Here is a 23,733-nt window from a genome sequence, read left to right as displayed (position 1 = left end):
AAAAAACCGGAGTCCCAGACTCCGGTTTTCACTGTCTTTAGTGATTACACCGCTTTGACGGCATCGGCAATACGGTGAGCGAATTCAGTCACCTGAGCTTCATCTTCACCTTCAACCATCACGCGAATTAACGGTTCTGTACCTGACTTACGCAGCAGAACACGTCCGCGATTGCCCAGTGCAGCTTCAACTTCAGCCATCACCGCTTTCACGTTTTCATGTTCCAGCGGATCGCCGCTACCTGCGGTGTAACGTACGTTAACCAGCAGTTGCGGGAACATTTTCATGCCGCTGCACAGGTCGTGCAAACTCATATGGTTGCGCACCATCGCCGCCAGTACCTGCAGACCTGCAACAATACCGTCACCGGTGGTGGTTTTGTCCAGCAGGATCACATGGCCTGAGTTTTCAGCACCGATACGCCAGCCTTTTTCCTGCATTTTTTCCAGTACGTAGCGGTCGCCGACTTTCGCACGGGCAAACGGAATACCCAACTGTTTCAGGGCCAGCTCGAGGCCCATATTGCTCATCAGCGTGCCTACCGCGCCACCGCGCAGTTGCCCCTGACGCAGGGCTTCACGGGCAATGATGTACATGATCTGATCGCCATCGACCTTATTGCCTTCGTGGTCAACCATAATGACGCGGTCGCCGTCACCATCCAGCGCAATACCCAGATCGGCTTTTTCCGCCATCACACGCGCCTGTAGGGCACGGACGTCGGTAGCGCCGACTTCTTCATTGATATTCACACCGTTTGGCTCACAGCCAATAGCAATCACGTTTGCGCCCAGCTCACGCAGTACACTTGGCGCAATATGGTACGTCGCACCATTAGCGCAATCCACCACGATTTTAAGCTCACTCAGGCTCAATTCATTCGGGAAGGTGCCTTTGCAAAACTCGATATAACGACCGGCAGCATCAACGATACGGGTAGCTTTACCCAGTTCAGCCGAGTCCACGCAGGTGATCGCTTTTTCCATTTCGGCTTCGATAGCTTCTTCAACCGCATCCGGCAGTTTAGTCCCATCGATGGAGAAGAATTTAATCCCGTTGTCATAGTACGGGTTGTGCGAAGCAGAGATAACAATCCCGGCTTCAGCACGGAAGGTGCGCGTCAGATATGCAACGGCAGGTGTTGGCATTGGGCCTGTGAAAGAAGCCGACAGTCCGGCGGCAGCCAAACCCGCTTCCAGCGCGGACTCCAGCATATAGCCAGAAATACGCGTATCTTTGCCAATAATAATTTTACGTGAACCATGACGTGCCAGCACTTTTCCTGCAGCCCAACCCAGTTTGAGCACAAAGTCAGGGGTAATTGGGGCGTCGCCTACGCGACCACGGATCCCATCGGTGCCAAAATATTTACGATTACTCATAGCGTTTATTTTCCTTTGCAGACAATGTGGCTTCCACCACACGCATCGCTTCTACGGTTTCTTTGACGTCATGGACACGAACGATATGCGCCCCTTGCATTGCGGCAATGACCGCACACGCAAGGCTACCGCTCAGGCGTTCGGATGGCCCTACATTCAGCAACTGGCCAACCATTGATTTTCGTGACATCCCAACCAGCAATGGCAGATTAAAATGATGAAACTCAGCCAAACGTGCCAGTAATGTGTAGTTGTGAGTGAGATTTTTACCGAATCCGAACCCGGGGTCGAGCAACAATTTATCTTTTGTGATTCCAGCCTGCTCGCAGCGTGCTATTTGTTCAACAAAGTAACGATTTACATCAGCAAAAACATCCTCGTACTTTGGTGCTTCCTGCATGGTTTTCGGCTGACCCTGCATATGCATCAGACAAACCGGTAATCCGGTTTCTGCTGCGGCTTCCAGCGCCCCAGGCTCCGAGAGTGAGCGAATGTCATTAATGATATGTGCGCCGACTCTGGCGCACTCGCGAATCACTTCTGCTTTTGAAGTATCGACCGAAATCCACACTTCAAAACGCTGAGCAATCGCCTCCACCACCGGGATCACTCGCTGCAACTCTTCTTCCACGCTCACATCGGCCGCGCCTGGACGCGTGGATTCACCACCCACATCAATGATAGTCGCCCCGGCGTTAATCATCAGGTTTGCGTGTTTTACCGCCTCAACCAGAGAGTTGTGCGCACCACCATCGGAAAAGGAATCTGGCGTGACGTTCAAAATCCCCATGACGTGCGGATGGCTGAGATCCAGTGAAGACCCCTGAGCAAAGAGTTTCATAGTTTTATCCCTGATAACATCTTGAATATACAAATAAGAAAAACCCCGGGGCAAGCCCCAGGGTTTTAAATTAAAACACGGTCATCATCAACGATAACTTATTTGTCGCCCAGTTGCTCTGACATGGTGCCAGAGTCCGGCGCACGCGGTTCATCAACCGGACGCGGCGCACTTGGCTTGCCGGTGCTGCCAGAGTTGTTGTTAGAAGAACCCGGTTCTTCCCAACCCGCTGGCGGACGTACCTCGCGGCGAGCCATCAGATCATCAATCTGCGGCGCATCGATGGTCTCATATTTCATGAGCGCATCTTTCATCGAGTGCAGAATGTCCATGTTTTCGTTCAGCAGACGACGCGCACGGTCATAGTTACGCTCAATCAGCAGTTTAACTTCCTGATCGATAATACGAGCCGTTTCATCGGACATATGTTTAGCTTTCGCCACAGAACGTCCCAGGAACACTTCGCCTTCTTCTTCAGCGTACAGCAACGGACCGAGTTTCTCGGAGAAGCCCCACTGAGTAACCATGTTACGCGCCAGGTTAGTCGCAACTTTAATGTCGTTCGACGCACCGGTAGAAACATGTTCAACACCGTAGATGATCTCTTCGGCCAGACGACCGCCGTACAGCGTGGAGATCTGACTTTCCAGTTTCTGACGGCTGGCGCTGATAGCGTCGCCTTCAGGCAGGAAGAAGGTCACACCCAGCGCACGACCGCGCGGGATAATCGTCACTTTGTGCACCGGATCGTGTTCCGGTACCAGGCGACCGATAATCGCGTGGCCTGCTTCGTGGTACGCGGTAGATTCTTTCTGCGCTTCCGTCATCACCATGGAGCGACGTTCCGCACCCATCATGATTTTGTCTTTCGCTTTCTCGAATTCAACCATCGATACAACACGCTTGTTGCCACGAGCAGCAAACAGCGCCGCTTCGTTGACCAGGTTCGCGAGATCAGCACCGGAGAAGCCTGGCGTACCACGTGCAATGATTGCCGCATCGATATCCGGAGACAGCGGTACGCGACGCATATGCACTTTCAGGATCTGTTCACGACCGCGGACATCCGGCAGACCAACCACAACCTGACGGTCGAAACGGCCTGGACGCAGCAGCGCAGGGTCAAGAACGTCCGGACGGTTAGTTGCCGCGATAACGATAATGCCTTCGTTACCTTCGAAGCCGTCCATCTCAACCAGCATCTGGTTCAGCGTCTGCTCACGTTCATCGTGACCACCGCCCAGACCTGCACCACGCTGGCGGCCTACGGCGTCGATTTCATCGATGAAGATGATGCACGGTGCCGCTTTCTTGGCTTGTTCGAACATGTCACGTACACGAGATGCACCGACACCCACGAACATTTCCACGAAATCAGAACCGGAAATGGTGAAGAAAGGAACCTTCGCTTCACCTGCGATAGCTTTCGCCAGCAAGGTTTTACCTGTACCCGGAGGACCGACCATCAGGACGCCTTTCGGGATTTTACCGCCCAGCTTCTGGAAACGGCTCGGTTCGCGCAGATACTCAACCAGCTCAGCAACTTCTTCTTTTGCTTCGTCGCAACCAGCAACGTCTGCAAAAGTCGTTTTGATCTGATCTTCCGTCAGCATGCGCGCTTTGCTCTTACCGAACGACATGGCACCTTTGCCACCACCGCCCTGCATTTGACGCATGAAGAAGATCCAGACACCAATCAGCAGCAGCATTGGGAACCAGGAAATGAAGATAGAAGCCAGCAGGCTCGGCTCTTCAGGCGGTTCACCAACAACCTTGACGTTTTTGGTCAGCAGGTTATCAAGCAGCTTCGGATCGTTAACCGGAATGTAGGTCGTGTAACGGTTACTATCTTTCTTGGTAACGTTAATCTCACGTCCGTTGATCTTCGCTTCACGAACCTGGTCCTGATTGACCTCTTGCAGGAAGGTAGAGTAATCAACCTTACGGCCATTAGACTCGCTGGGCCCAAAGCTCTGGAATACTGACATCAGCACAACGGCAATGACCAGCCAGAGAATTAGGTTTTTCGCCATGTCACTCAAGGGATTAACCTCATATTACAACTGTGTTAAAAACAGCGTCAGGATACTCTATATCCAGTTTCTTTCAAACTTTCGTTTGAAATCTACCGATTATGGTTTACGCCCGGTCGCTACAATATACACTTCACGCGAACGGGCGCGAGAAGAGTCCGGCTTACGAACTTTGACCTTCGTAAACAGGGAGCGAATCTCTCTTAGATACTCATCGAAACCTTCGCCCTGGAACACCTTCACTACAAAACTACCACCTGGCGCTAATACATCACGAGCCATTCCAAGCGCCAGCTCTACCAGATACATGGCCCGGGGAATATCCACCGCCGGTGTTCCACACATATTTGGCGCCATATCAGACATGACAACTTGTACTTTACTGTCACCTACGCGTTCAAGTAACGCTTTCAGGACTAATTCATCACGAAAGTCGCCCTGAAGGAAGTCCACACCAACGATTGGATCCATAGGTAAAAGATCGCAAGCGATAATGCGGCCAGTGTTGCCGATCTGCGTAACCGCATATTGCGACCAGCCACCGGGTGCAGCACCGAGATCAACAATCGTCATCCCCGGTTTAAAAATTTTGTCACTTTGCTGTATTTCATCAAGTTTAAACCAGGCACGGGAACGTAACCCCTTTTTCTGCGCCTGCTGAACATATTTATCGCTAAAGTGTTCCTGAAGCCAGCGACTCGAGCTGGCAGAACGCTTTTTACCTGTCATTTCACATTCCCAAAGGGCAGTTCATCGTAACCAATGGTGTAAATTTCTACACAGCTATTTGGTGATATATGGGAGATGGCGGTAGAATGACCCGTTTTCAATCCCAACGTAAGCAAAAATATACGATGAATCTGAGTACTAAACAAAAACAGCACCTGAAAGGTCTGGCACATCCGCTCAAGCCTGTAGTTATGCTTGGCAACAATGGTTTGACCGAAGGGGTACTGGCCGAGATTGAACAAGCGTTAGAGCACCATGAACTTATCAAGGTGAAAATCGCCTCGGAAGATCGCGATACTAAAACCTTGATCGTGGAAGCTATCGTACGCGAAACCGGCGCCTGCAATGTACAGGTCATCGGTAAAACGCTGGTACTGTATCGCCCGACTAAAGAACGTAAAATCTCGCTGCCACGCTAAGAATATCCCAAAGTTGCACACGAAGTTTGTGTAAAACGCGGGATTTTCCGCTAGCAGGAGAGCAAAATGCCACGCTCTCTTCGTTGATAAAAGGCCGCTAAGCGGCCTTTTTCCTTTCTTTACAATGTATCAACATCTTAACCAAGATGCGAATTACAGGTATTCTACCTTCGTTACTTCATATTCAACTTCACCGCCCGGCGTTTTAATAACCACCACGTCATCCTGCTCTTTACCGATTAGGCCACGAGCAATAGGCGAGTTCACCGAAATCAGGTTCTGTTTAAAATCGGCTTCATCATCGCCGACAATACGCCAGGTCTGCTCTTCGTCGTTATCGAGATTCAGCACGGTAACCGTCGCGCCGAAAACTACGCGACCATTGTTCGGCATTTTTGTGACGTCGATAACCTGCGCGTTGGACAGTTTAGCTTCGATATCTTTAATGCGCCCTTCGCAGAAACCCTGCTGTTCGCGCGCCGCGTGATACTCTGCATTTTCTTTCAGGTCGCCATGCTCGCGCGCATCTGCGATAGCGGCAATGATTTCAGGACGGCGCACCGATTTCAGAAAATCCAGTTCTTCGCGCAGTTTTTCAGCACCACGTAAGGTCATTGGGATAGCTTGCATTTGTTATACCTCTTGAACATTCCTGTAGGGGGCGGCTGCTCTCACCCCGGCTGCTAAGCCCACTCTGGCATACGCCATGCCAGAGTCAGAAGCAAAAAAATACCGACCCGGGGCTCAGGGTCCCAGGTCAGCTACAATTCTCTATTTGATGATCATTTTACCCTGGAGTTCCCTATGGGTCATCGTTTACTTTTTGGGGCGTTGCGCCGTAGTATGACGGCCTGTTTCCAGGTTGTTAGCGCGAGATTATGCGATTTTCCAGATTTACCATTGGATTGACTGCCAGTATAGCGTTCAGCGTTCAGGCTGCGAACGTCGACGAGTATATCAATCAGCTCCCTGCCGGGGCCAACCTCGCCCTTATGGTACAGAAGGTTGGCGCACCTGCTCCTGCTATTGATTACCATAGCCAGCAGATGGCGCTGCCGGCCAGTACACAGAAAGTGATCACCGCGCTGGCGGCATTGATTCAGCTCGGGCCTGACTTTCGTTTTACCACCACGCTTGAGACTAAAGGCAACGTGGAAGGCGGCGTTTTGAAAGGTGACTTAGTGGCGCGATTTGGTGCCGATCCGACGCTAAAACGTCAGGATATTCGCAATATGGTGGCAACCCTGAAAAAATCAGGCGTGACGCAAATTGCCGGAAATGTCATGATCGACACCTCCATTTTCGCCAGCCATGATAAAGCACCTGGTTGGCCCTGGAACGACATGACGCAGTGTTTTAGCGCACCGCCCGCGGCAGCCATTGTCGATCGTAACTGTTTCTCGGTTTCACTCTATAGCGCGCAAAAACCTAACGATCTCGCCTTTATCCGCGTGGCATCTTACTACCCGGTCACCATGTTCAGTCAGGTGCGTACTCTCGCTCGTGGCTCTGCCGAAGCGCAATATTGTGAACTGGACGTGGTTCCAGGCGATCTCAACCGCTTTACGTTGACCGGATGCCTGCCCCAACGAGCCGATCCGCTGCCGCTGGCATTCGCTATTCAGGACGGCGCCAGCTATGCCGGGGCGATTATCAAAGATGAGCTAAAACAAGCTGGTATCACTTACAGCGGGACTCTGCTGCGCCAGACGCTGGTCAACGAGCCGGGGACCGTGGTAGCCAGTAAGCAGTCGGCGCCGCTGCACGACCTGCTTAAGATTATGCTGAAAAAATCGGACAACATGATTGCCGATACCGTTTTCCGTATGATTGGCCATGCACGATTTAACGTGCCAGGTACCTGGCGAGCAGGTTCTGATGCCGTACGCCAGATTCTGCGTCAGCAGGCGGGCGTTAATATTGGCAACACCATTATTGCCGACGGTTCTGGTCTCTCGCGCCATAACCTGATTGCCCCGGCGACCATGATGCAGGTGCTGCAATATATCGCTCAGCACGATAACGAGCTGAACTTTATCACCATGCTGCCGCTGGCAGGCCATGACGGCTCTTTGCAATACCGTGCGGGTCTGCATCAGGCTGGCGTAGATGGCAAAGTATCGGCGAAGACAGGCTCACTGCAGGGGGTCTATAACCTGGCAGGCTTCATCACCACGGCAAGCGGTCAGCGCATGGCATTTGTGCAGTATCTGTCTGGTTATGCGGTAGAGCCAGCTGATCAGCGTAATCGCCGTATTCCACTGGTCCGCTTCGAAAGCCGGTTATACAAGGATATTTATCAGAATAACTGAGTATGTTTGCCGGATGGCAGCGCTAACGCACCTAATCCGACCTTCTGAAACCTGGAAACAAAACCCCGGCAACATGGCCGGGGTTTTTAATGTGATTAACGCTTGTAGATGAACTCAACGCCTTCTTCGTCGTCTTCGTCCCAATCGTCATCCCAGTCATCTTCTGCTTCGTCTTCGACTTCAGCGAGTTGCTGGCGGTGATAATCATCCCACATGAACTCGACTTTCTCTGGCTGTTTCGCTTCTTCAGCCTGAACAATCGGGTTCTCGATGATAAAGGTCATCACATCCCAGCAGAGATCCTTCACGCCCAACTGGCTGGCGGCGGAGATCAGGTAATATTTACCTTCCCAGCCCAACGCTTCGGCGATCGCTTTCGCTTTCTCTTCCGCTTCAGCCTTGTCCAGCAAATCAATTTTGTTGAACACTAACCAACGCGGTTTAGACGCCAGATCCTGGCTGTATTTTTCAAGCTCGCCAATAATGATACGGGCATTTTCAACCGGATCGGAACCGTCAATCGGATCGATATCAATGAGGTGTAGCAGTACGCGGCAACGTTCCAGGTGTTTCAGGAAGCGGATACCCAAGCCTGCGCCCTCAGCCGCGCCTTCAATCAGCCCCGGAATGTCGGCAACCACGAAGCTCTTTTCGTTGTCCATACGCACCACACCCAGGCTCGGAACCAGGGTGGTGAACGGATAGTCAGCGACTTTCGGCTTCGCCGCGGACACCGCACGGATAAACGTCGATTTACCGGCGTTTGGCATGCCCAGCATCCCCACGTCCGCCAGCAGCATCAGCTCCAGCATCAAATCGCGTTTATCGCCCGGTGTACCCATCGTTTTCTGACGCGGAGTACGGTTGACCGAGGATTTGAAACGGGTGTTGCCCAGACCGTGCCAGCCGCCTTTAGCGACCATCAGACGCTGACCGTGTTTGGTCATGTCGCCCATGGTTTCGCCCGTGCCCTGATCGATTACACGCGTACCTACAGGCACTTTAATCGTGACATCTTTACCACGCTTGCCGGTGCAATCACGGCTCGCGCCATTCTGTCCACGTTCCGCACGGAATGATTTTTCAAAACGGTAATCGATCAGCGTGTTCAGGTTTTCGTCGGCTTCCAGCCAAACGTCACCACCGTCACCACCGTCTCCACCGTCCGGACCGCCTTTTGGGATGTACTTTTCGCGGCGGAAGCTGACGCAACCATTACCGCCATCACCTGCAACGACCAGAATCGATGCTTCATCAACAAACTTCATTTTACTCTCCGTAAATCATTCGCCTGAGCGGGGCTGCGAAACCACCGTTTCATGCTTACGTAAACCGCCCCAAATTCGATGACCAATGGCGGAATACATCGCGCCCGCAACCACGATAAACGCACCGAGATAACCTAATAGGTTTAGCATCGGTCTGGCGAAGAAATCGGGCCAGGCCAGTGATAATAAATCTGAAAATAACAACGTAAACAGCGGAGTGAGCGTAATAATGGCGCTCACCTGTGCCGCCTGCCAACGCGCCATCGCTTCCGCGAGAGCACCGTATCCTACCAGCGTATTCAGGCCGCAGAATACAAGGCATGCCAGCTGCCAGTCACTGAGCTGCGTGATGACACCGGGTTTAGCCAACGGCAACAACGCAATCGTACATAAAGTGTACAGTAAAAACAGGATCTGCGGTGATGCCAGACGGCGCAATAACACCTTTTGCGCGACCCCATAGCTCACCCAGACCATCGCCGCACCAACACCAAAGATAACGCCCCAGGTGTAATCGGTGAGACGGGTAAAAATTTCGATCAGACTGGTATTAAAAAACAGAACCAGACCGCTCAGAAGCATAATGGCGCCAATCACCTGCGTACCGCGCATCTTTTCTTTCAGGATAAAGACGCTGGCAATCATCATACCAACCGGTGACAGCTGACCGATAACCTGCGAAGCCGTTGGGCTCAAATATTGCAAGGATGAACTAAACAGAATGAAGTTACCGAACAACCCACCGGTAGCGATAGCCAACAGTATCAGCCAACGCGCTTTGCGAAAAATACGCAACGGGGGGAGCTTTTTTTTAACCGCAAGAATAGCGCCAAGGCCAATGCTTGCCATTAAAAAACGGTAGAACACCACGGTAGGAGGCTCCATCACCTCCAGCACTTGCTTCATCGCTATTGGCAAAGCGCCCCAACATACTGCCGTTGTGAGTGCTAACAGAATACCAATACCTGCCTGCTGCTTCATGCCGTATTCCCTGCAAGGGCTCGTTTCCGGGTTATCACGGCGCGACGAGCGTATTTACCGGCCGTCGAATGTAAAAAGCCCCGCAACGTGTTGCGGGGCTTTTATCCGTTACCGGGACGCGAAAAACTTATTCAGCAACGATGCTGATGAATTTACGGTTTTTCGGGCCTTTCACTTCAAATTTCACTTTACCGTCTGCTTTAGCAAACAGAGTGTGGTCTTTGCCGCAACCAACGTTGGAACCAGCGTGGAATTTAGTACCACGTTGACGAACGATGATGCTACCAGCCAGAACTGTTTCACCGCCGAAGCGTTTTACGCCCAGACGTTTAGCTTCTGAATCGCGACCGTTACGAGTCGAGCCGCCAGCCTTTTTATGTGCCATTTAATCTGCTCCCCTTAACTTAAGCGCTGATGCCAGTGATTTTTACATCAGTGAACCACTGACGATGGCCCTGCTGCTTACGGTAGTGTTTACGACGACGAAACTTAACAATTTTAACTTTCTCGCCACGACCGTGAGCAACAACTTCAGCTTTGATAACGCCGCCATCAACGAAAGGAACGCCGATTTTGACTTCTTCACCGTTTGCGATCATCAGAACTTCTGCGAATTCAACAGATTCGCCAGTTGCGATGTCCAGCTTTTCCAGGCGAACGGTCTGACCTTCGCTTACTCGGTGTTGTTTACCACCACTTTGGAAAACCGCGTACATAAAAAACTCCGCTTCCGCGCACACCTTTTTGATGATTCAGAGTGCGCTATAAATATTCACAATAGGGCGCGAATATTACGCAAAACGCGAGCCTTTGACAAGTGCTACGTCAATACATGAAGAAAAAAAACACAACACGTACGGTAACGTTTATCTATGGCGTTTTTTCAGTACAATCAGCATATATTTATAACCCTAAACCCGACGTTACCTTCCGATACAGTGAGGTAATCGGGGCGAGAAGCCCGGCTTTTGCGATGAATTTAGAAAAAATCAATGAGTTAACCGCGCAAGATATGGCGGGGGTCAATGCGACAATCCTTGAACAGCTCAATTCCGACGTGCAGCTGATCAATCAACTGGGGTACTACATCGTTAGCGGCGGCGGAAAACGCATTCGCCCAATGATCGCCGTACTCGCCGCGCGTGCAGTTGGCTACCAGGAAAATGCGCACGTTACGATTGCAGCCCTCATCGAGTTTATCCACACCGCGACCCTGTTGCACGACGATGTTGTGGATGAGTCCGACATGCGCCGCGGAAAAGCCACGGCGAATGCGGCGTTTGGCAATGCGGCCAGCGTGCTGGTCGGCGATTTTATCTATACCCGCGCTTTTCAGATGATGACCAGCCTCGGTTCGCTGAAAGTGCTGGAAGTCATGTCGAAAGCGGTCAACGTCATCGCCGAAGGTGAAGTCTTGCAGTTGATGAACGTCAACGACCCGGACATCACTGAAGAAAACTATATGCGCGTTATCTACAGTAAGACCGCGCGTTTGTTTGAAGCGGCTGCCCAATGCTCTGGCATTCTGGCTGGTTGCAGCGAAGAACAAGAGAAAGGGTTGCAGGATTATGGCCGTTATCTCGGTACCGCTTTCCAGTTAATTGACGATTTGCTGGATTACAACGCGGATGGTGAGCAACTGGGTAAAAACGTCGGTGATGACCTCAACGAGGGTAAACCAACGCTGCCGCTGCTGCATGCCATGCGCCACGGCACCCCTGAACAAGCACAAATGATCCGCCAGGCTATTGAGCAGGGTAATGGCCGTCACCTTCTGGAGCCTGTTCTGGAAGCGATGAACGCCTGTGGTTCCCTGGAGTGGACTCGCCAACGTGCAGAAGAAGAGGCTGATAAGGCCATCGCTGCGCTGCAGGTACTGCCTGATACGCCGTGGAGAGAAGCGCTGATTGGTCTGGCGCATATCGCCGTACAGCGCGACCGTTAATACCCTGCGGCATCTTTCATCATCCCGTGCCCTGCACGGGATGCTTTTATAAATTCCAATAAACACGTCCCCCTCTCCAGCAACCTTCGCATAAATTTGGCATATTCTGAATATATTCACACTTTACATGAACATTTTAGAACATTCGTTCTCCGGGCGTTATAGTATCTCCACAACCGATCGTGGAACCATAAGTCGATAACCAAAGGAGAGATGAGTTTATGGAAAACAAGCTGATTGACTGGCATCCGGCCGATATCATCGCCGGCCTGCGCAAGAAAGGGACCTCAATGGCCGCTGAATCACGTAAAAATGGATTAAGCTCATCAACGCTGGCCAATGCGTTAACACGCCCATGGCCAAAAGGTGAGTTGATTATCGCCCGATCGTTGGGAACCGACCCGTGGGTGATTTGGCCGTCACGCTATCACGATGCAAAAACACATGAGTTTATCGACAGAACGCGGATGATGAGGGGACGCAAAGAGAAACAGAATCCTGAATGAACACTGATGAGTAGTAACCCCCGGTTCACAGAACTGGGGGTTACAAGAGACGTAGACGATTACTCGCCTTTCACGCGCTCAATGTTTGCGCCCAGCGCGCGCAGTTTATCTTCGATGCGCTCATAGCCGCGATCGATGTGATAAATACGATCGACTACCGTCGTACCTTCAGCAATACACCCTGCCAGCACGAGGCTTGCAGATGCGCGCAGATCGGTCGCCATAACCTGTGCGCCGGATAGCGTTTCCACGCCGTGGCAAATCACGGTATTGCTTTCGATTTCTGCGTGAGCGCCCATACGGCTCAGTTCAGGCACGTGCATAAAGCGGTTCTCAAACACGGTTTCCGTGATGAAACCCGTTCCTTCTGCCACCAGGTTCAGCAACGTGAACTGGGCCTGCATATCGGTAGGGAACGCCGGGTGCGGCGCCGTGCGCACATTGACCGCTTTCGGACGTTTACCGTGCATGTCTAGGCTGATCCAGTCGTCACCGACTTCGATATCCGCTCCCGCATCACGCAGCTTCGCCAAAACGGCATCCAGCGTGTCAGGTTGTGCATTACGGCAGATAATTTTGCCGCGAGAAATTGCCGCTGCGACCAGGAAAGTACCGGTTTCGATGCGGTCAGGCAGAACGCGATACACACCGCCGCCGAGGCGCTCAACGCCTTCGATGGTAATACGATCGGTACCCTGGCCTGTGATTTTTGCGCCCAGCGCAATCAGGAAGTTCGCGGTATCCACGATCTCCGGTTCACGCGCGGCGTTTTCGATGATGGTAGTGCCTTCGGCAAGCGTTGCTGCGCACATGATAGTGACCGTCGCGCCGACGCTCACTTTGTCCATGACGATATGCGCGCCTTTCAGACGGCCATCAACGGACGCTTTCACATAGCCTTCTTCAAGCTTAATAGTCGCGCCTAACTGCTCCAGACCAGTAATGTGCAGGTCAACCGGACGCGCACCGATGGTACAGCCGCCCGGCAGTGAAACCTGGCCCTGGCCAAAGCGGGCAACCAGCGGCCCAAGCGCCCAGATGGATGCACGCATGGTTTTGACCAGATCGTACGGCGCACAGAAGACGTTCACGTCACGCGCATCAATGTGCACAGAACCATTACGCTCAACTTTCGCCCCCAACTGACTCAGCAGCTTCATTGAGGTGTCAACATCCTTCAGTTTCGGGACGTTCTGGATCTCTACAGGTTCTTCAGCCAGCAGCGCCGCAAACAGGATCGGCAGCGCGGCGTTTTTAGCGCCTGAAATTGTGACTTCGCCCTGGAGCTTGGTTGGCCCCTGAACACGAAATTTATCCATTATTCTGTTCTCTGTTAAGAATTTATCTTCGCTACCGGCATATCACCCGTAGCTCAAAAACCGTTAAGTTTGCGATCGCGCGCCCATTCCGCTGGAGTAAACGCCTTAATCGACACGGCATGAATGCGGTTGTCCGCAATGTACTCCATCAACGGGCCATAGACCGATTGCTGTTTCTTGACCCGGCTCATGCCTTCAAACATCTCACCCACGGCAATAACCTGAAAGTGACTGCCGTCGCCAGAAACGTGGACTTCCTGGAGGGAGAGTGCATTCATCAGCACGCTCTGAATTTCATTATTTTCCATGGGCTCTTCATTCGTCAGATAGTGAAAACAGCCCAACATCTTAGAGCAAAGTGGCGCTGTCATAAATAAGCAAAAAGCCCCGCTGATAAATCAGACAAGGCTTTAGTGGCAGATCCCCCGCTGAGGAGTTGCCGGATGGCGGCACAAGACCTTATCCGGCTTACAAAAATTAACGCGGAAGAACGTCGTCAGGCAAATTGTAAAGCTGCGCCAGCGTGTACACTTTATCGTTAACGCCAGCGAGCGAAACGCTGTTCCCCTGCTGCTTGCCCTCATTAATCAGGTGCAGCAGTAATGCCAGACCACCGGTATCCACCCGGGAAATCTGGTTCAGGTCGATGCAGGATACCCCTTTCATCGCCTCAATTCGCGCATCCCATAATGGGTTTAACACGTCCTGATCCAGCTCTCCCACCAGCACCAGCTTGTCGCCTTCACGCATCCAGGTGAGTGACTGCGTCATTATTTTTTCTCTTCCAGCGTGATTTTCTGCTGAGAAATAGATTTCAGCTGTGCCGTCAGGCCATCAATACCTTTCGTACGCAGCAGGTCGCTCCACTCATTCTGTTTGGTGGTGATCATACTTACGCCTTCAGCAATCATGTCATACGCCTGCCAGTTACCCGTCTGGGAATTTTTACGCCACTGGAAATCCAGACGTACCGGAGGACGACCGTTTGGATCGATGATGGTTACGCGGATAGGCACGATGGTCGCATCACCCAGCGGCTGCTCAGGGGCAATCTGATAGGTCTGGCCGTGGTACATCGCCAGCGCCTGACCGTAAGCCTGCTTCAGATATTCACGGAATGCGGCGAAATAGGCGTCACGCTGAGCCGGTGTCGCATCTTTGTAGTAGCGGCCCAGTACCAGTGCGCCTGCATACTTAACCTGCACGTAAGGCAGCAGTTCCTGATCGACCACCTGACGCAGGTAATCCGGGTTGGAACGGATTTTAGGTTGCTCGTTCTTCAGACGGTCAAACGTCTTCTGCGCCGCCTCATCCATAAGTTTGTACGGGTTCGTCTGGTCCGCTGCGGTTGCCGCGCTAAGTGGAGCAATCACCAGCATAGCCACCATCATCAATCGTTTAAACATACGTCGATTCTCCTGAGATTATTTCGTTGCGCCCGCAGGCGTAGTGGCTTCATTATTGCCTTCAGTTGCGGCTGGCGCATCGCCAGAATTCTTATTGTCATCACCTTTACTGTTGCTGTTGTAAAGGAACTGACCAATCATATCTTCCAGCACCATCGCAGATTTCGTGTCCTGAATCGTACCGCCATCTTTGAGGATAGACGTTCCCAGCTCAGGATCTTCAAAACCTACGTTCAATGCCAGATACTGCTCGCCCAACAGACCGGAAGTACGGATGCTCAGAGAACTGGTGTCAGGAATATGGTTAAAACGCGATTCAATTTCCAGCGTCACGCGCGGCAGGTACGTTTTCTGATCTAACGAGATGTCCGATACGCGTCCTACCACGACCCCGCCAATCCGCACCGGAGAGCGCTCTCTCAGACCGCCGATATTATCAAAGGTCGCATAAATCGTATAAGTCGGTTCAGTACGCATTGAGGTGACGTTCGCCGCCTTCAGGCAGACAAACAGCGCGGCCAGCAGCGCAACCAGCAGGAATAACCCGACCCAAATTTCATTTTTTTTCGTTTGCATGAACTCAATTCCCAAACATCAGTGCGGTCAGCACAAAATCCAGCCCCAGAACGGCAAGAGAGGCGTGCACTACGGTGCGTGTCGTTGCCCGGCTAATCCCGGCAGAGGTCGGGATAGCATCATAACCATTGAACAATGCAATCCAGGTGACCGTAATGGCAAACACCACGCTCTTAATCAGACAGTTGACCAGATCCAGACGCCAGTCGACGGCATTTTGCATAGCCGACCAGAAAAAGCCTGCATCAATACCTTTCCAGCTTACGCCAACCAACGACCCACCCCAGATCCCTACCGCGACAAATATAATCGTCAGCAGCGGCAATGAAATGACACCGGCCCAAAAACGCGGGGAGATCACTCGGCGCAGTGGATCGACGGCCATCATTTCCAGGCTGGAAAGCTGCTCGGTCGCCCGCATCAGGCCAATCTCTGCGGTTAAGGCCGATCCGGCCCGCCCGGCAAACAACAGCGCCGCAACCACCGGCCCCAGCTCACGTAGCAATGACAGCGCCACCAGCATACCGAGGCTGGTTTCCGCACTGTAGGTCGTCAGCACCAGGTATCCCTGCAACCCCAGCACCATGCCGATGAACACGCCAGAAACAATAATGATCAGCATCGATAAGACACCGACATTATAGAGCTGGCGTATCAGCAGCGGCGCATGTTTGCGAAACTCCGGCTTGCCGACAACTGCATTGAACAACATTAATCCGGCTCGCCCGAACGTCCTGAGGGTTTTTATTCCCCGATGTCCGAGTGATGCCAGCGCATTTAACAACATGGGTGGCTTAACTCCCTGTTTTGAGTAAATCGATGTGGTAGTCGCCCGCCGGGTAACGGAACGGAACCGGTCCATCGGCAATGCCATCGAGGAACTGACGCACACGCGGATCGGCATTTTCTTGCAGCGCCTGAGCACTACCGTAGGCCACTATTTTTTTGTCCGCCATAATATAGGCGTAATCCGCAATACTCAGCACTTCTGGCACATCATGGGAAACCACCACGCAAGTGACGCCCAGTGCGCTGTTCAGTTCAGAAATCAGCTTCACCAGCACGCCCATGGTGATGGGATCCTGGCCGACGAACGGCTCATCAAACATAATAAGGTCTGGCTCCAGCGCGATAGCACGTGCTAACGCGGCACGACGCGCCATCCCACCGGATAATTCAGAAGGCATTAATTTTGCCGCGCCCCGCAGGCCAACGGCCTCGAGCTTCATCATTACCGTGCTTTTCAGCAGCGGCGCAGGCAGCGTTGTATGCTCGCGCAACGGGTATGCTACGTTGTCAAACACATTCATATCAGTAAACAGCGCACCAGACTGGAATAGCATGCTCATGCGCTTACGCACGGTAAATAAACGCGAACGGGACATGGCCGGGACATTTTCGCCGTCAAACAGGATCTCGCCCTTATCCGGGGAGATTTGTCCGCCGATCAGACGCAACAGCGTCGTTTTGCCGATGCCTGATGGCCCCATGATCGCCGTCACCTTACCACGCGGCACCGTCAGGGAAATATTATCAAAGATGCAGCGGTCGCCTCGGGAAAAGCTGACATCGCGCATATCGATTAGATTCGCCACAGACTGACCCATTGATTCATCCTTTACTATTGCCTCGTTGATCGAAGAGTTTGGCGCTCAATTTAGCCCTGAACCCAACATATTTACAGATTATTACCTGTCCTGGTTAGCGAAAGCTGGCATTTGTTTTACTTTTTAGCCGCATAAAGTCAAAATTAAGAATTCGTGACGGCTTCCAGAAATCCTTCAAGTGGACCGGCGAGTATACCTGAAGAAAGGACTTTAGATGCTTTTAGCGACGGCGCTGTTAATAATTGGTTTACTTCTGGTGGTCTACGGTGCCGACCGACTGGTATTTGCCGCATCCATTTTATGTCGAAACTTCGGTATTCCCCCCATTATCATCGGGATGACCGTGGTCAGCATTGGTACATCGTTACCCGAGATAATTGTCTCCGTTGCCGCATCGATGAACGGGCAGCTTGATTTAGCCGTCGGTACCGCCATCGGCTCTAACATTACCAACATTCTGCTTATTTTAGGCCTGTCGGCGCTGATTCATCCTTTTACCGTGCATTCTGATGTTCTGCGTCGTGAATTACCGCTAATGTTGCTGGTAAGCATCTTAGCCGCATCGGTCCTGTATGACGGGCAATTGAGTCGCAGCGATGGTTTCTTTCTTCTGCTTCTGGCCGTGCTATGGCTGTTATTCATTGTTAAAATCGCCCGTCTGGCTGAGCGACAAGGTAACGACAGCCTGACCCGCGAGCAGATCGCGGAACTGCCGCGCGAAGGTGGGTTACCGGTCGCCTTTTTGTGGTTGGGTATTGCGCTAATTATTATGCCAATGGCAACGCGTATGGTGGTAGATAACGCAACCGTACTGGCGAACTACTTCGCCATGAGCGAACTCACCATCGGGCTGACGGTTGTCGCCATTGGTACCAGCCTGCCGGAGCTGGCAACGGCAATTGCGGGTCTGCGTAAAGGCGAAAACGATATTGCCGTCGGTAACATCATCGGCGCGAACATTTTTAATATTGTTATCGTCCTCGGACTGCCGGCGCTGATTACGCCGGGGGAAGTTAATCCGATGGCCTTCACCCGTGACTATAGCGTCATGCTGCTGGTGAGCGTAATTTTTGCACTACTCTGCTGGCGACGTCCGCGCCAGATTGGTCGCGGCGCGGGTGCGCTGCTGACCGGCGGTTTTATCATATGGCTGGCGATGCTGTATTGGTTATCGCCACTTCTCGTTGGATAACTGGAAACGCATTATGTCGCACTTAGAGTTGCAACCGGGTTTTGACTTTCAGCAAGCAGGCAAGGAAGTCCTGGCAATTGAACGTGAAGGCCTGGCGGAGCTTGATCAGTACATCAACCAAAATTTTACTCTCGCCTGCGAGAAAATATTCAGCTGCCCGGGCAAAGTTGTAGTGATGGGGATGGGGAAATCTGGACATATCGGGCGGAAAATGGCGGCCACATTTGCCAGCACCGGCACCCCCTCATTTTTCGTGCATCCAGGCGAAGCCGCACATGGCGATCTGGGCATGGTCTCGCCGCAGGATGTAGTCATCGCCATCTCTAACTCCGGTGAATCCAATGAGATAGCGGCGTTAATCCCGGTGTTAAAACGTCTTCATGTACCGCTTATCTGCATGACCGGTCGTCCGGAAAGCAGCATGGCGCGTGCGGCAGATGTGCATCTGTGTGTTAAAGTGCCCAAGGAAGCTTGCCCGTTAGGCCTGGCGCCGACCAGCAGCACGACCGCAACGCTGGTGATGGGCGATGCGCTAGCCGTGGCATTATTAAAAGCGCGTGGCTTTACCGCGGAAGATTTTGCGTTATCTCATCCCGGTGGCGCACTAGGCCGTAAGCTTTTACTGCGCGTTAACGATATTATGCATACGGGCGATGAGATCCCGCATGTGACTAAAAGCGCCAGCCTGCGTGACGCCTTACTTGAGATCACGCGTAAAAATCTCGGCATGACCGTCATTTGCGATGATGACATGAAGATTGACGGTATTTTCACCGATGGCGATTTACGTCGCGTCTTCGATATGGGCGTTGATGTTCGCCAGTTAGGCATTGCCGATGTGATGACCCCTGGCGGCATTCGCGTGCGTCCGGGCATTCTTGCCGTCGATGCCCTGAACTTAATGCAGTCCCGCCATATCACCTCGGTAATGGTTGCTGATGGCGACCGGTTACTTGGTGTGTTACATATGCATGATCTGCTGCGTGCAGGTGTAGTGTAAGAAACTCAAGGATAAAGAAAATGAGTAAAGCAGGTGCGTCGCTTGCGACCTGTTATGGACCCGTCAGCACAGACGTTATCACCCGGGCAGAGAACATCCGTTTACTGATCCTGGATGTGGATGGCGTACTGTCTGATGGTCTGATTTATATGGGCAACAACGGTGAAGAGCTGAAGGCTTTTAACGTCCGCGATGGTTACGGAATTCGCTGTGCGCTCACTTCCGGTATCGAGGTTGCCATTATTACCGGACGAAAGGCTAAACTTGTAGAAGATCGCTGTGCCACATTGGGGATCACGCATTTGTATCAGGGGCAGTCAGACAAACTGGTCGCCTTTAACGATCTCCTTAGCAAACTGGCGATCGCTCCTGAAAATGTTGCGTACGTTGGCGATGATCTGATCGACTGGCCGGTGATGGCGCAAGTGGGATTAAGCGTGGCGGTGGCGGATGCTCATCCTTTGCTGATCCCGCGGGCCGATTATGTCACCCGCATCGATGGGGGACGCGGCGCGGTACGTGAAGTCTGCGATTTATTACTCCTGGCGCAGGGCAAACTGGACGAGGCCAAAGGGCAATCGATATGAGCAAAACCAGACGTTGGGTTATCATTCTACTGTCGCTGGCTGTCCTTGTGATGATTGGTATTAATCTGGCAGACAAAGACGACACCGCTGAGGTCGTCGTAAATAACAACGAGCCAACCTATAAGAGCGAACATACTGATACCGTTGTGTATAGTCCCGAAGGCGCACTGAGCTATCACTTGATCGCGCAAAACGTTGAATATTATTCGGAACAAGCGGTTTCGTGGTTTACTCAACCGGTATTAACCACATTTGATAAGGATAAAGTACCGACCTGGACGATCAAAGCTGATAAAGCCAAATTGACCAACGATCGGATGCTATATCTGTACGGCCATGTTGAGGTCAACGCCCTGGTGCCCGACTCTCAACTACGCAGAATGACGACCGATAACGCCCAGATTAACCTGGTGACACAAGACGTCACTTCCGATGATCTCGTCACGTTATATGGCACAACATTTAACTCCAGCGGACTGAAGATGCGCGGCAACTTACGCAGCAAGAACGCCGAGCTGATTGAAAAGGTTAGAACCTCATATGAAATCCAAAACAAACAAACTCAGCCTTAATCTTGTGCTTGCCAGCTCACTTCTGGCCGCCAGCATCCCGGCATTCGCCGTTACCGGCGATACCGAGCAGCCGATTCACATTGAGTCGGACCAGCAGTCTCTTGATATGCAAGGCAATGTAGTGACCTTTACTGGCAATGTGATTGTGACTCAGGGCACCATCAAAATTAACGCCGATAAAGTCGTCGTGACCCGCCCTGGCGGTGAAGACGGTAAAGAAGTCATTGATGGCTATGGTAATCCTGCAACCTTTTACCAGATGCAGGACAACGGTAAACCGGTTAAAGGCCACGCCTCACACATGCATTATGAACTGGCGAAAGACTTCGTCGTTCTCACCGGTAAGGCTTACCTGGAACAGCTCGATAGCAACATCACAGGCGATAAGATCACCTATCTGGTGAAAGAGCAGAAAATGCAGGCCTTCAGCGATAAAGGCAAACGCGTCACCACCGTTCTGGTACCGTCGCAGTTGCAGGACAAAAACAAGGCTCCGGCAGAGAAAAAAGGTAACTGATTCGTTATGGCAACATTAACTGCAAAGAACCTTGCAAAAGCCTATAAGGGCCGCCGTGTGGTGGAAGATGTCAGTCTGACCGTCAACTCCGGGGAGATCGTCGGTCTGCTCGGTCCTAACGGTGCGGGCAAGACAACGACCTTTTACATGGTGGTCGGCATTGTCCCACGTGATGCGGGCAACATTATCATTGATGACGAAGACATCAGCCTACTGCCTCTGCATGCGCGCGCGCGTCGCGGCATCGGCTACTTGCCGCAGGAAGCGTCTATTTTCCGTCGCCTGAGCGTGTTTGATAACCTGATGGCGGTGCTGCAAATTCGTGACGATCTTACCAGCGAGCAGCGGGAAGATCGCGCCAACGAGCTGATGGAAGAGTTCCACATCGAACACCTGCGTGACAGCATGGGACAGTCGCTCTCCGGTGGTGAACGACGCCGCGTGGAGATCGCCCGCGCACTGGCCGCGAATCCGAAATTTATCCTGCTGGATGAACCGTTTGCCGGTGTTGACCCGATTTCCGTTATTGATATCAAACGGATCATCGAACACCTGCGCGACAGCGGGCTTGGGGTGCTGATTACCGACCATAACGTTCGCGAAACGCTGGCAGTGTGTGAGCGCGCCTACATCGTGAGTCAGGGCCACCTGATCGCGCATGGCACGCCAACAGAAATACTGCAGGATGAGCACGTTAAACGCGTATACCTTGGGGAAGACTTCAGACTCTGATAGGGTAGAAGACTTCACGTCACCGCAGGAGAGAACAACTCTGAACATGAAGCAAGGTTTGCAACTCAGGCTTAGCCAACAACTGGCGATGACGCCTCAGCTACAACAGGCTATCCGTCTGTTGCAGCTGTCCACGCTGGAACTTCAGCAAGAACTTCAGCAAGCGCTGGAAAGTAACCCACTGCTCGAGCAAACCGATCTTCACGACGAAATTGATACCCAGGAAAAACAGGACAGCGAATCCCTCGACACCGCAGATGCTCTCGAACAAAAAGAGATGCCAGAGGAGCTGCCGCTTGACGCCAGTTGGGATGAAATTTACACCGCCGGTACGCCTTCTGGCACCAGCGGGGATTACATCGACGACGAACTGCCTGTGTATCAGGGTGAGACCACGCAATCGCTGCAGGATTACCTGATGTGGCAAGTGGAGCTGACCCCGTTCTCGGATACCGATCGCGCGATTGCGACATCCATTGTTGATGCGGTAGACGAAACCGGTTATCTCACCGTAATCCTGGACGATATTCTCGAAAGCATGGGCGATGACGACGTCGGCATGGACGAAATCGAAGCCGTGCTTAAACGCATTCAGCGTTTTGATCCCGTAGGCGTGGCGGCCAAAGATCTCCGCGACTGCTTACTGATCCAACTTTCACAGTTTGATAAAGCCACGCCGTGGCTGGAAGAAGCGCGCCTGATCATCAGCGATCACCTCGATCTGTTAGCCAACCATGACTTCCGCACGCTGATGCGCGTAACCCGGCTGAAAGAAGATGTGCTGAAAGAAGCCGTCAATCTTATTCAGTCCCTGGACCCCAGACCTGGGCAGTCTATCCAGACCGGGGAGCCAGAATACGTTATTCCGGATGTACTGGTGCGTAAGCATAACGATCGCTGGGTGGTCGAACTCAACGGCGACAGCATTCCACGGTTGCAGATTAACCAGCACTACGCCGCCATGTGCAACAGCGCGCGCAACGATGCTGACAGCCAGTTTATTCGTAGCAATCTGCAGGATGCGAAGTGGCTGATTAAAAGCCTGGAAAGTCGCAATGATACGCTGCTGCGCGTCAGTCGCTGCATCGTTGAACAGCAGCAAGCCTTCTTTGATCAAGGCGAAGAGTTTATGAAACCGATGGTGCTGGCGGATATCGCCCAGGCCGTCGAGATGCACGAATCGACCATTTCCCGAGTGACCACGCAAAAGTATCTGCACAGTCCGCGCGGCATTTTTGAATTGAAGTATTTCTTTTCCAGTCACGTTAACACTGAAGGCGGAGGCGAAGCCTCATCCACAGCTATACGTGCACTGGTGAAGAAATTAATTGCTGCGGAAAACCCCGCGAAACCGCTGAGTGACAGCAAGTTAACCTCTATGCTGTCAGAACAGGGTATCATGGTGGCACGCCGCACTGTTGCGAAGTACCGAGAGTCTTTATCCATTCCGCCGTCGAACCAGCGCAAACAGCTGGTCTGACCCAACCGATAAGGAAGACACTATGCAGCTCAACATCACTGGAAACAACGTCGAAATCACTGAAGCCTTACGCGATTTTGTTAATACAAAATTCGCCAAGCTAGAACAATATTTCGACCGGATTAATCAGGTCTATATTGTGTTGAAAGTGGAGAAGGTGACACATATCTCGGATGCAACACTGCATGTGAACGGTGGCGAAATTCATGCCAGCGCGGAAGGTCAGGATATGTACGCCGCCATTGACGGTTTAATTGATAAACTGGCTCGGCAGTTAACAAAACATAAAGATAAACTGAAACAGCACTAACTTGTCCGGGCAGTTAGCG

At 52.2% G+C, this 23,733-nt stretch carries 28 protein-coding genes; 12 read left to right on the top strand and 16 right to left on the bottom strand.

What is annotated here, in order from left to right:
- Nucleotides 1-44: 44 nt before the first annotated feature.
- The 4 genes from glmM to rlmE form a co-directional block, all read right to left on the bottom strand.
- Nucleotides 45-1,382: a phosphoglucosamine mutase gene (gene glmM, locus GFC06_RS07150; protein ID WP_047499736.1), complete on the bottom strand. Its 1,338-nt coding sequence runs from the start codon at nt 1,380-1,382 to the stop codon at nt 45-47.
- The gene (gene folP / locus GFC06_RS07145) at nt 1,375-2,223 is read right to left on the bottom strand and encodes a dihydropteroate synthase (RefSeq protein ID WP_103767066.1); all 849 of its coding nucleotides are present in this window, start codon (nt 2,221-2,223) and stop codon (nt 1,375-1,377) included. Before folP ends, glmM begins: the two co-directional genes overlap by 8 nt.
- A 98-nt stretch (nt 2,224-2,321) precedes the next feature.
- Nucleotides 2,322-4,256, bottom strand: a complete 1,935-nt coding sequence (ftsH, locus tag GFC06_RS07140) for an ATP-dependent zinc metalloprotease FtsH (RefSeq protein WP_019077783.1) — start codon at nt 4,254-4,256, stop codon at nt 2,322-2,324.
- A 99-nt stretch (nt 4,257-4,355) separates the two neighbouring features.
- Complete coding sequence (gene rlmE / locus GFC06_RS07135; protein WP_003025015.1) at nt 4,356-4,985, bottom strand: 23S rRNA (uridine(2552)-2'-O)-methyltransferase RlmE; 630 nt, start codon at nt 4,983-4,985, stop codon at nt 4,356-4,358.
- A 125-nt stretch (nt 4,986-5,110) separates the two neighbouring features.
- Between rlmE and yhbY the strand changes: the two genes are divergently transcribed.
- Nucleotides 5,111-5,404, top strand: coding sequence for a ribosome assembly RNA-binding protein YhbY (gene yhbY, locus GFC06_RS07130; RefSeq protein ID WP_003025016.1), 294 nt, complete (start codon nt 5,111-5,113; stop codon nt 5,402-5,404).
- A 153-nt stretch (nt 5,405-5,557) separates the two neighbouring features.
- Here the strand turns inward: yhbY and greA are convergent, their stop codons facing one another.
- Nucleotides 5,558-6,034 (bottom strand): transcription elongation factor GreA, encoded by a 477-nt coding sequence (gene greA, locus GFC06_RS07125; protein ID WP_016154674.1) that lies wholly within the window; start codon nt 6,032-6,034, stop codon nt 5,558-5,560.
- Nucleotides 6,035-6,282: 248 nt separating this feature from the next.
- Between greA and dacB the strand changes: the two genes are divergently transcribed.
- On the top strand, nt 6,283-7,716 hold the full coding sequence (dacB, locus tag GFC06_RS07120; protein ID WP_153689978.1) for a serine-type D-Ala-D-Ala carboxypeptidase: 1,434 nt from the start codon (nt 6,283-6,285) through the stop codon (nt 7,714-7,716).
- 95 nt (nt 7,717-7,811) lie between these two features.
- Here the strand turns inward: dacB and cgtA are convergent, their stop codons facing one another.
- From cgtA to rplU, 4 genes are all read right to left on the bottom strand, one after another.
- On the bottom strand, nt 7,812-8,984 hold the full coding sequence (gene cgtA / locus GFC06_RS07115; protein WP_016154676.1) for an Obg family GTPase CgtA: 1,173 nt from the start codon (nt 8,982-8,984) through the stop codon (nt 7,812-7,814).
- A 15-nt stretch (nt 8,985-8,999) separates the two neighbouring features.
- Nucleotides 9,000-9,965, bottom strand: a complete 966-nt coding sequence (locus GFC06_RS07110; RefSeq protein ID WP_016154677.1) for a DMT family transporter — start codon at nt 9,963-9,965, stop codon at nt 9,000-9,002.
- A gap of 127 nt (nt 9,966-10,092) precedes the next feature.
- Entirely contained in the window at nt 10,093-10,350 is a 258-nt protein-coding gene (gene rpmA, locus GFC06_RS07105) for a 50S ribosomal protein L27 (protein ID WP_003025030.1), read from the bottom strand.
- A 19-nt stretch (nt 10,351-10,369) separates the two neighbouring features.
- Nucleotides 10,370-10,681 (bottom strand): 50S ribosomal protein L21, encoded by a 312-nt coding sequence (gene rplU / locus GFC06_RS07100; RefSeq protein WP_003025032.1) that lies wholly within the window; start codon nt 10,679-10,681, stop codon nt 10,370-10,372.
- Nucleotides 10,682-10,938: 257 nt separating this feature from the next.
- Here rplU and ispB point away from each other — a divergent pair, with 257 nt between their 5' ends.
- Complete coding sequence (gene ispB / locus GFC06_RS07095) at nt 10,939-11,910, top strand: octaprenyl diphosphate synthase (RefSeq protein WP_019077785.1); 972 nt, start codon at nt 10,939-10,941, stop codon at nt 11,908-11,910.
- 221 nt (nt 11,911-12,131) lie between these two features.
- The gene (sfsB, locus tag GFC06_RS07090) at nt 12,132-12,416 is read left to right on the top strand and encodes a DNA-binding transcriptional regulator SfsB (RefSeq protein ID WP_016154679.1); all 285 of its coding nucleotides are present in this window, start codon (nt 12,132-12,134) and stop codon (nt 12,414-12,416) included.
- A gap of 59 nt (nt 12,417-12,475) precedes the next feature.
- On the opposite strand, the gene murA is transcribed toward sfsB, so the two are convergent.
- The 7 genes from murA to mlaF form a co-directional block, all read right to left on the bottom strand.
- On the bottom strand, nt 12,476-13,735 hold the full coding sequence (gene murA, locus GFC06_RS07085) for a UDP-N-acetylglucosamine 1-carboxyvinyltransferase (protein WP_003839949.1): 1,260 nt from the start codon (nt 13,733-13,735) through the stop codon (nt 12,476-12,478).
- 53 nt (nt 13,736-13,788) lie between these two features.
- A complete protein-coding gene (ibaG, locus tag GFC06_RS07080) occupies nt 13,789-14,043 on the bottom strand; it encodes a BolA family iron metabolism protein IbaG (protein WP_003025040.1) in 255 nt (84 codons plus the stop codon).
- A gap of 169 nt (nt 14,044-14,212) precedes the next feature.
- Complete coding sequence (gene mlaB, locus GFC06_RS07075) at nt 14,213-14,506, bottom strand: lipid asymmetry maintenance protein MlaB (RefSeq protein WP_141875707.1); 294 nt, start codon at nt 14,504-14,506, stop codon at nt 14,213-14,215.
- Nucleotides 14,506-15,141, bottom strand: a complete 636-nt coding sequence (gene mlaC / locus GFC06_RS07070) for a phospholipid-binding protein MlaC (protein WP_016154681.1) — start codon at nt 15,139-15,141, stop codon at nt 14,506-14,508. Before mlaC ends, mlaB begins: the two co-directional genes overlap by 1 nt.
- Nucleotides 15,142-15,159: 18 nt before the next feature.
- Nucleotides 15,160-15,717 carry an outer membrane lipid asymmetry maintenance protein MlaD gene (gene mlaD, locus GFC06_RS07065; RefSeq protein WP_016154682.1) on the bottom strand — a complete coding sequence of 186 codons (558 nt, stop codon included), beginning with the start codon at nt 15,715-15,717 and terminating at the stop codon, nt 15,160-15,162.
- Nucleotides 15,718-15,721: 4 nt separating this feature from the next.
- Nucleotides 15,722-16,504 (bottom strand): lipid asymmetry maintenance ABC transporter permease subunit MlaE, encoded by a 783-nt coding sequence (mlaE, locus tag GFC06_RS07060; RefSeq protein ID WP_003025053.1) that lies wholly within the window; start codon nt 16,502-16,504, stop codon nt 15,722-15,724.
- 7 nt (nt 16,505-16,511) lie between these two features.
- Nucleotides 16,512-17,324 carry a phospholipid ABC transporter ATP-binding protein MlaF gene (gene mlaF, locus GFC06_RS07055; RefSeq protein WP_016154683.1) on the bottom strand — a complete coding sequence of 271 codons (813 nt, stop codon included), beginning with the start codon at nt 17,322-17,324 and terminating at the stop codon, nt 16,512-16,514.
- 214 nt (nt 17,325-17,538) lie between these two features.
- On the opposite strand from mlaF, the gene GFC06_RS07050 reads away from it, so the two are divergent.
- The 8 genes from GFC06_RS07050 to hpf are packed head-to-tail and all read left to right on the top strand — an operon-like array spanning nt 17,539 to nt 23,714.
- On the top strand, nt 17,539-18,516 hold the full coding sequence (locus GFC06_RS07050; RefSeq protein ID WP_016154684.1) for a calcium/sodium antiporter: 978 nt from the start codon (nt 17,539-17,541) through the stop codon (nt 18,514-18,516).
- Nucleotides 18,517-18,529: 13 nt separating this feature from the next.
- Entirely contained in the window at nt 18,530-19,516 is a 987-nt protein-coding gene (gene kdsD, locus GFC06_RS07045; RefSeq protein ID WP_016154685.1) for an arabinose-5-phosphate isomerase KdsD, read from the top strand.
- A gap of 20 nt (nt 19,517-19,536) precedes the next feature.
- Nucleotides 19,537-20,103 carry a 3-deoxy-manno-octulosonate-8-phosphatase KdsC gene (gene kdsC, locus GFC06_RS07040; RefSeq protein WP_046276014.1) on the top strand — a complete coding sequence of 189 codons (567 nt, stop codon included), beginning with the start codon at nt 19,537-19,539 and terminating at the stop codon, nt 20,101-20,103.
- On the top strand, nt 20,100-20,675 hold the full coding sequence (lptC, locus tag GFC06_RS07035) for an LPS export ABC transporter periplasmic protein LptC (RefSeq protein ID WP_047358522.1): 576 nt from the start codon (nt 20,100-20,102) through the stop codon (nt 20,673-20,675). Before kdsC ends, lptC begins: the two co-directional genes overlap by 4 nt.
- Complete coding sequence (gene lptA, locus GFC06_RS07030; protein WP_047358523.1) at nt 20,644-21,192, top strand: lipopolysaccharide ABC transporter substrate-binding protein LptA; 549 nt, start codon at nt 20,644-20,646, stop codon at nt 21,190-21,192. The genes lptC and lptA overlap by 32 nt, the downstream gene beginning before the upstream one ends.
- 6 nt (nt 21,193-21,198) lie before the next feature.
- Nucleotides 21,199-21,924 carry an LPS export ABC transporter ATP-binding protein gene (gene lptB, locus GFC06_RS07025; protein ID WP_003025073.1) on the top strand — a complete coding sequence of 242 codons (726 nt, stop codon included), beginning with the start codon at nt 21,199-21,201 and terminating at the stop codon, nt 21,922-21,924.
- 46 nt (nt 21,925-21,970) lie between these two features.
- On the top strand, nt 21,971-23,404 hold the full coding sequence (gene rpoN, locus GFC06_RS07020) for an RNA polymerase factor sigma-54 (RefSeq protein ID WP_153689977.1): 1,434 nt from the start codon (nt 21,971-21,973) through the stop codon (nt 23,402-23,404).
- Between the two features lie 22 nt (nt 23,405-23,426).
- Nucleotides 23,427-23,714 carry a ribosome hibernation promoting factor gene (gene hpf / locus GFC06_RS07015; RefSeq protein WP_003025078.1) on the top strand — a complete coding sequence of 96 codons (288 nt, stop codon included), beginning with the start codon at nt 23,427-23,429 and terminating at the stop codon, nt 23,712-23,714.
- Nucleotides 23,715-23,733 lie beyond the last annotated feature (19 nt).

It is taken from the genome of Citrobacter braakii (genome assembly GCF_009648935.1).
Taxonomy (GTDB): domain Bacteria; phylum Pseudomonadota; class Gammaproteobacteria; order Enterobacterales; family Enterobacteriaceae; genus Citrobacter; species Citrobacter braakii.
This window is presented reverse-complemented; position numbering and strand designations above follow the sequence as displayed.